Below are 8071 nucleotides of genomic sequence, written 5' to 3'. Positions count from 1 at the left end.
CCCCGGCTGTGCCGCAAGCGCCCGAACCGGGCGGCCCGCCGGCGGCCGAGCAGCCGCCCGCTGCGCCGTAGTGCGTTTGTGACCTCGTTTCAACCCGATGGTGAGTCCACGGAAGTAACCTGTTGACCATGCGACTGCAGCGATGCGTGGGGGACGGCTGGCTGCTGAGCACTTCGCCGATCGCCGAAATGGGTTGCGCCCGAGTCGGTATGACGAAGGGCCGGAAGCCCGACTCCTATCCGCGGGGATGCCCTGGGCACCGGTGAAAGCCCAGGGTCCGACAGCGCCGAGCGCCGACAGCGCTGAAGAAGAACACTTCTTGACGACTACCGACGCCACGCCCACTGATGAAGAGAGCGGGCCGGACGCCGGCGCAGCCGCAGACAAGTCCGCTGACTGCACTGAAGACGAGGCGGACCTGCAGGAGCGCCTGGAAGCGGTCAAGGCTGCCATGGAGCGGCCACGCCCGGATTGCGAAAAGTCCCCTATCCCAGACGAATCGCCGACAGATCTGGCTGCAGAGCCCGATCAGTACGGACCGCGTAGACGCCGGAGGTGGCGCTGGGCCAGACGCGGCCTGTACGTCGCCGCTGCGACGCTCCTGGCGTTGCCGGTCGTTACCTTCGGGATGGCCTACCGCACCGTGGAGATCCCCGAACCCGGTGACATCCACACCACTCAGGTGTCGACCATCCTCGCCGCCGATGGCACCGAGCTGGCGAAAATCGTTCCACCGGATGGGAATCGGATTGACATCAAACTGGACCGGGTGCCGGTCCACGTACGTGACGCGGTGGTCGCCGCCGAGGACCGCGACTTCTACACCAACGCCGGCTTCTCGGTCTCGGGGTTGTTTCGGGCGGTCAAGAACAACCTCACCGGCGGTGACACCCAGGGCGGTTCGACGATCACCCAGCAGTACGTCAAGAACGCGCTGGTCGGGTCCGAGCGGGCCGGCATGGGCGGGTTGGTCCGCAAGGGCAAAGAGCTCGTTATCGCCACGAAGATGTCCGGGGAGTGGTCCAAGGACGAAGTGCTGGAGGCCTACCTCAACATCATCTACTTCGGCCGCACCACCTATGGGATCGCCGCGGCCGCCCGCGCGTACTTCGACAAGCGGGTCGAGGACCTGACCGTCTCCGAGGGCGCCTTGCTGGCGGCGGTCATTCAGCGGCCATCGGCGCTGGATCCGGCGATCAATCGGGACCGCGCGGTCGCCCGTTGGAATTGGGTACTCGATGGCATGGTGCAGACTGGCGCCCTGACGCTCAGCGAGCGGGCCAAGCAGGTCTTCCCGGCGACCATCCCGCCTGACCAGGCGCGCAATGCCGACCAAGCCTCCGGACCCGCCGGACTGATTCAGCGCCAGGTCACCGAGGAGTTGCTCGACATGTTCGGCATCGACGAGCAGACCCTGAACATGGAGGGACTGCGCATCACCACCACGATCGACATGAAGGCGCAGCGGGCGGTGGAGAAAGCCGTCAAGGCGACCATGGCCGGGCAGAAACCGACAATGCGGACCGCAGTGGTCTCCATCGATCCACGCAGCGGCGCGGTGCGCGCCTACTACGGTGGTGACGAGGTCGGCGGGTTCGACTTCGCCCAGGCCGGCTTGCAGACCGGGTCTTCATTCAAAGTGTTCGCCTTGGTGGCGGCGCTGAAGCAGGGTATCGGCTTGGGGGAGCAGATCGACAGCGGCCCGCTGACGGTCGGCAACACCAAGATCAGCAACGTGGGGGGAGCCAGCTGTGGAGTCTGCAACATCGCTGAGGCACTCAAGCGGTCGCTCAACACGGTCTACTACCGGTTGATGCTCAAACTCAAGCACGGACCGCAGGACGTCGCCGATGCCGCACACCAGCTCGGCGTCGCTAAGAGCTTTCCGGGCGTCGCGCACACCCTGTCCCAGGACGGTCTGGGCGGGCCCCCGGAGAATGGCATCGTGCTCGGCCAGTACCAGACTCGGGTGATCGATATGGCGTCGGCGTACGCGACCCTGGCCGACTCCGGGAGGTACCACCGGCCGCACTTCATTGAGAAGGTCGTGGGTCCCGACGACCGGGTGCTCTTCGACGGCACCACCAAGGACTCCGGGGAGCAGCGAGTTCCGAAAGCAGTCGCGGACAACGTCACCGACGCCATGAAGGCGATTCCGAGCTGGTCGGGCGGGCACGACCTGGCTGGTGGCCGCCCGGCCGCGGCCAAGACCGGCACCACCCAGCTCGGCACCACCGGGGCCAACCGGGACGCTTGGATGGTCGGCTACACGCCGACCCTGTCGACGGCGGTCTGGGTGGGCACCACCGGGGGCGACGAACCGCTGACCAGCAAGTGGGGCGGGCCGGTCTACGGGGCGGGACTGCCGGCCGACATCTGGAAAGCCAGCATGGATGGCGCGCTGCGGGGTGACCCGATCGTTGAGTTCCCCAAGCCCGCCGAGATCGGCGGCTTCGCCGGCGTGCCGACCAGCGCGCCGATACCGGTGCAAAACGACTGGTACTCGCCGCCGCCTGCACCGGACCTTGACGAGCCGCCGCCTCCGCCGCCGGGCTTCCCGCTGCCGGAGGCCTTCCCGCCCCCGCCGCCGCCTCCGCCGCCTCCGCCTCCGCCGCCGCCGCCGGAGCAGCCCCCGCCGCCCCCGGCGCCGGAGGCTCTGCCGTGACGGAGGAGACCACCGAACGCACCATACGATCGCCCCGGCGGCTGGCGGCCGACCTGCGCAGCGCCGACGACCGCGACCTGCCCAGCCGCACCGATGTCGTCGGCCATGCGCTGTCGAACACCATCGGCGGCCCGGTCGGCCGGCACGCGCTGATCGGGCGGACCAGGTTCATGACGCCGCTGCGGGTGATGTTTTTGATCGCCGTGCTGTTCTTGGCGCTGGGCTGGACCACCAAGTCGGCGTGCCTGCAGAGCACCGGCAGCGGCAGTCCCGACCAGCGGGTGGCCAACTGGGACAACGAGCGTGCGTACTTCCAGCTGTGCTACTCCGACGTGGTGCCGCTCTACACCGCGGAGCTGCTGGATCAGGGCAAGTTCCCGTACAAGTCCAGCTGGGTGGAGAAGGACTCGTCGGGCAAGGAACAGATCCGCTACGACGGGCTGCCGGCCGTGCGCTATATGGAATATCCGGTGCTGACCGGTCTGTACCAGTACTCGGCGATGGCTTTGGCGAAGACATACACGGCAATCACCAAGGTGGTGAAGATCCCGGCGTTGAGCGGGGTGGCCGAGGTAGTGGTGTTCTTCGACATCGTCGCGCTGGGTCTGGCCCTGGCTTGGCTGGCGACGGTGTGGTCCACCGCTGTGCTGGCCGGTCGACGCGTCTGGGACGCGGCGCTGGTGGCGGCTTCGCCGCTGGTGATCTTCCAGATCTTCACCAACTTCGACGCGTTGGCGACCGCGTTCGCCGGGGCCGGTCTGTTGGCCTGGGCGCGACGCCGCCCGACCGCGGCCGGGGTGCTGATCGGTCTGGGCACCGCCGCCAAGCTGTATCCGCTGTTGCTGCTGTTCCCGCTGCTGGTGCTGGGGCTGCGTACCGGCCGGCTGCGGGAGGTCAAACGCACCGTGGTGGCCACCGCGGTCAGCTGGCTGGTGGTGAATCTGCCGGTGCTGTTGTACGCGCCGCGGGGCTGGAGCGAGTTCTTCCGGCTCAACTCCCGCCGCGGCGATGACATGGATTCGCTCTACAACGTGCTCCGGTCATTGACCGGCTGGCAGGGCTTCGACGGCGACCTGGGGATGTGGCAGCCCCCGACGGTGCTCAACGGAGTCGTCGCCGCGTTGTTTGCGCTGTGCTGCATCGGAATCGGCTACATCGCGCTGACGGCGCCGCGGCGGCCGCGCGTCGCGCAGTTGGCGTTTCTGGTGGTCGCGGCGTTCCTGTTGACCAACAAAGTGTGGAGTCCGCAGTTCTCGCTGTGGCTGGTGCCGCTGGCGGTGCTCGCGCTGCCGCACCGCCGGCTGCTGTTGGTGTGGATGACCGTCGATGCGCTGGTCTGGGTGCCGCGGATGTACTACCTCTACAGCGTTGCCGATCGCGGTCTCCCTGAGCAGTGGTTCACCACCACCGTGCTGCTACGTGACGTGGCGGTGGTGGTGCTGTGCGCATTGGTGATTCGGCAGATCTACCTCCCGCAGCAAGATCTGGTGCGCGCCCACGGGTGGGCCGACGACCCCGCCGGCGGGGTGTTCGATGCGGCACCGGATGCGCCCCTGCCCTGGCTTCGATCCCAGGCCGAAATGGGAACCGGCGGGCAGGTGAGTGCGCGACAGCTATAGGGTTTGTGCCCGTGCGGAAACCCCCGTGGTTGGCGTGGGCGCTCTGGGACTGCGGAGCCACCGGCCTCAACGCGATCACCATCACGTTCGTTTTCTCGGTGTACTTGACCGCCTCGGTCGGGGCGGGCGCCGGCACCTCGCCGGCCAGCTGGCTGGGCCGGGCAATGGCCATTGCCGGGATCGTGGTGGCCTTGATGGCTCCACTGACCGGCAACTCGATCACCGACCCACGGCGGCGGCGTGTGGCGTTGATCGTGTTGAGCGGCACGGTTGCCGTGTTGACCGCGTCGATGAGCCTGATCCGCGATGACCCGCGTTACCTGTTGCCGGGCTTGGCACTGTTGGCCGTGACGGCCGCCTGCAGTGATCTGGCCACCGTCCCCTACAACGCGATGTTGCGGTCGGTCACCGTACCGCAGAACTCCGGCAGGGTTTCCGGTTTCGGTCTGGCCGCCGGTTACCTGGGCAGTGTGGCACTGCTGTTGGTGGTCTACGTGGGCTTCGTCGCGGGGGAGGGGTCCAACGTTGGTCTGCTGCACCTGCCGACCGCTGACGGGGTGAACGTGCGCGCGGCGATGCTGCTGACCGCGATGTGGTTCTTGGTCTTCGCGTTGCCGTTGCTGAGGTCACGGCCAAAGGCGTGTGCCGATGCCGCCGTTGACGATCTGCCGAACGCCGCCACGAAAGGCTTCCGCCAGCTTCGAGCCGATCTGGTCGCCGAATGGCGCCGTGACCACAACATCGTCTACTACCTGCTGGCCAGCGCGGTGTTCCGGGACGGGCTTACCGGGGTGGTCGCGTTCGGGGCGGTGTTGGGGGTGAACGTGTACGGCATCTCCGCTGCTGATGTGCTGCTGTTCGGAGTCACAGCCAGCACGGTGGCCGCGGTCGGGGCGGCGCTCGGCGGGCTGCTCGACGAGCGCATCGGGTCCAAGGCGGTGATCCTCGGCGCGTTGGCGTCGATGATCGTGGTGGGGCTGGTTTTGCTGGCACTGTCGGGGCCCCTGACGTTCTGGGTCTGCGGCTTGCTGCTGTGCCTGTTCATCGGACCGGCCCAGTCCTCGGCGCGCACCTTGTTGCTACAGATGAGCGCCACCGGAAAGGAAGGCCTGACCTTCGGGCTCTACACCACCACCGGGCGTGCGGCCACGTTCCTGGCGCCGACGCTGTTCTTCACCTTCGTGGATCTGTTCGGTGCCGACCGGGCCGGGCTCGGCGGCCTGTTGGTCGTGCTGGCGGCCGGATTGGTCGCGATGCTGCCCATCCGAACCTCCTCGCAAAGTGAACTGCGGGTACGTCCTTGAGGACTTGAATAGTGGTTTAGCGGCCTCTTTTTGGTACCTGAGTTTACGTAGGCGCAAGTTTGTCGTGACCGTGCTGTAACCTCGCGAGGGCGATGACTACCGCTCCTCCCCCTCCTCACGACCCGTCCGCCCTGCCGATCGCCGTTATCGGGCTGGCCTGCCGGCTGCCCGGCGGCATCGATTCTCCGCAACGGTTCTGGGAAGCATTGCTGCGCGGTGCCGACCTCATCGGCGAAGTGCCCGCGGACCGGTGGGATGTCGACGCCTACTACGGCTCCGAGCCGGGGCAGCCGGGCAGGTCGGTATCCCGATGGGGCGGCTTCCTGGACTCCATCGGCGCGTTCGATGCCGACTTCTTCGGCATGACCGAGCCGGAAGCCATCGCGGTCGACCCGCAACACCGCCTGCTGCTGGAGACCTCGTGGGAGGCCGTCGAGCATGCCGGAATCGACCCGGCGGCCTTGACCCGATCACAGACCGGGGTCTTCGTGGGGCTGACGCACAGCGACTATGAGCAGCTGTCCGCCGACTGCGGCGCCGCCGAGGGACCGTACGGATTCACCGCGACCAGCATCGGCTTCGCGTCCGCAAGGGTGTCGCAGGCCCTGGGACTGCACGGGCCGGCAGTCACGGTGGACACGGAGTGTTCCTCGGGCCTGATGGCAGTCCACCAGGCATGCCGCAGCCTGCAGGTCGGCGAGAGCGAGCTCGCCCTGGCCGGCGGCGTATCGGTGATGCTCGACCCCCGCAGGTCGGTGGCCGGCTCGCAGCAGGGCATATTGTCTCCGACCGGCCGTTGCCGGGCCTTCGACGCCGACGCCGACGGATTCGTGGCGGGTGAAGGCTGCGTGGTGTTGCTTCTCAAGCGACTGCCCGAGGCCATCCGCGATCACGACCGCATCCTGGCGGTGCTGCGCGGCAGTGCCGCCAATCAGGACGGCGGCACCGGAACAGCCGGGGCGCCGTCGCAGCCGGCGCAGGTCGCGGTGTATCAGACCGCATTGGCCGCGGCCGGCGTCGACGCCGCCACGGTGGAGCTGGTTGAAGCACACGGTCTGGGAAACCCGGCCGCGGATCTGACCGAGTACGCGGGCCTGGCCGAGGTCTACGGCACCGACCAGCGCTGCTTCGTGGCGTCGGTCAAGGCCAACTTCGGGCACTGCCAGTCGGCGTCCGGACCGCTGGGCCTGATGAAGGCGATACTGGCCCTGCAGCACGGCACGATCCCACGACATCTGAATTTCACCCGGCTGCCGGACCAGCTCGCTGGGATAGAAACCAACCTGGTTGTGCCGCTTGAAAATACGTCATGGCCGACCAAGGCGGGCCATCCGCGTCGGGCCGCGGTCTCTTCGCATGGCCGGTCGGGCACCAACGTGCACGTCATCGTCGAGCAACCACCGGTGTCGGCGGTGCCGGATGCGACCACGGAGACGGGGACAGCAGACGGCCGGCAGGCGCCCTTGCTCTTCCCGATATCGGCGAACTCCGCAGACCAGCTGCGGGTGACGTCCGCCCGGATGGCGGACTGGGTCGACGAACACGGCAGCGCGATGACTACCGTCGGCCTCGCCGATCTCGGCTACACGCTGGCGCGGAGGCGATCCCACCGGTCGGTACGAACGGCGGTGTCGGCGGGCAACTTCGGCGAACTCAGCGACGCGCTGCGCAAAATCGCCGGCAACGACTTGGCGTACCAGCCCGCTATCGAAGCGGATGGCCGCGGTCCGGTGTGGGTGTTCTCTGAGCAAGCTCCCCCGTGGGCGCCAATGGCGGCATTGCTCGCCGAAGAACCGACTTTCGCGGACGCGATCGCCCAGATGGAGCCGGTCGTCGCGGCAGAGGCCGGCTTCTCACTCGCCGAAGCCATCGCCGCCGAGCGGCCGCCGACCGAAGTCGAACGAGCGCAGCCGACGAACTTCGCCATCCAGGTCGCACTGGCCGAGGCGATGAAGGCCCACGGGGTTCGGCCGGGTGCCGTCATCGGGCATTCGCTCGGCGAGGCCGCGGCGGCCGTCGTAGCCGGCGGACTGACCCTGGAGGACGGGCTGCGCGTGGTATGTCGACGGTCACGTTTGATGTCGCGGATCGTCGGCAACGGCGCCATGGCCACCGTGGAACTGCCTGCGCAGCAAGTGCTGTCGGAGTTGTCTATTCGTGACGTGTCGGACGCGGTGCTCGCTGTGGTCGAGTCGCCGGAGTCGACGACCATCGGCGGAGACGCAGCGACCGTTCGGGGCCTGGTGGCCGACTGGCAGCAACAGGGAGTTCCGGCGCGTGAGGTGCCGGTCGCGGTCGCCGCGCACTCGCCGCAGGTCGAGCCGGTCCTCAACGAGATGGCTCTAGCCCTCGCCGACCTCAAACCGGCTGAGCCCGAGATCCCCTACTACTCCGCGACTTTGTGGTCGCCCCGTGACCGGCCGGCATTCGACGGCCAGTACTGGGCGGACAACCTGCGTTACATCTGTCTCTTATACACATCT

4 protein-coding genes are annotated in these 8071 nt (G+C 67.7%); all 4 read left to right on the top strand.

Annotated elements, in window-relative coordinates:
* The first annotated feature begins 142 nt into the window (after positions 1-142).
* Positions 143-2665 (top strand): transglycosylase domain-containing protein, encoded by a 2523-nt coding sequence (locus tag LI94_RS19255; RefSeq protein ID WP_239651275.1) that lies wholly within the window; start codon positions 143-145, stop codon positions 2663-2665.
* A complete protein-coding gene (locus LI94_RS19250) occupies positions 2662-4284 on the top strand; it encodes a glycosyltransferase family 87 protein (RefSeq protein WP_046302199.1) in 1623 nt (540 codons plus the stop codon). The genes LI94_RS19255 and LI94_RS19250 overlap by 4 nt, the downstream gene beginning before the upstream one ends.
* An 11-nt stretch (positions 4285-4295) precedes the next feature.
* Positions 4296-5588, top strand: coding sequence for an MFS transporter (locus LI94_RS19245; protein ID WP_239651274.1), 1293 nt, complete (start codon positions 4296-4298; stop codon positions 5586-5588).
* A 92-nt stretch (positions 5589-5680) separates the two neighbouring features.
* The coding region (locus LI94_RS19240; RefSeq protein ID WP_046302198.1) for a type I polyketide synthase at positions 5681-8071 on the top strand (2391 nt) is incomplete at its 3' end.

This window comes from Mycobacterium sp. UM_Kg27 (assembly GCF_000972905.1).
Taxonomy (GTDB): domain Bacteria; phylum Actinomycetota; class Actinomycetes; order Mycobacteriales; family Mycobacteriaceae; genus Mycobacterium.
The sequence above is the reverse complement of the archived record's forward strand: the minus strand, read 5'-3'. Positions and strand labels throughout refer to the sequence as shown.

Excerpts from the sequence above, each read along its gene's own strand:
- LI94_RS19255 (WP_239651275.1), top strand. The coding sequence starts at position 143 with ATGCGTGGGGGACGGCTGGCTGCTGAGCACTTCGCCGATCGCCGAAAT.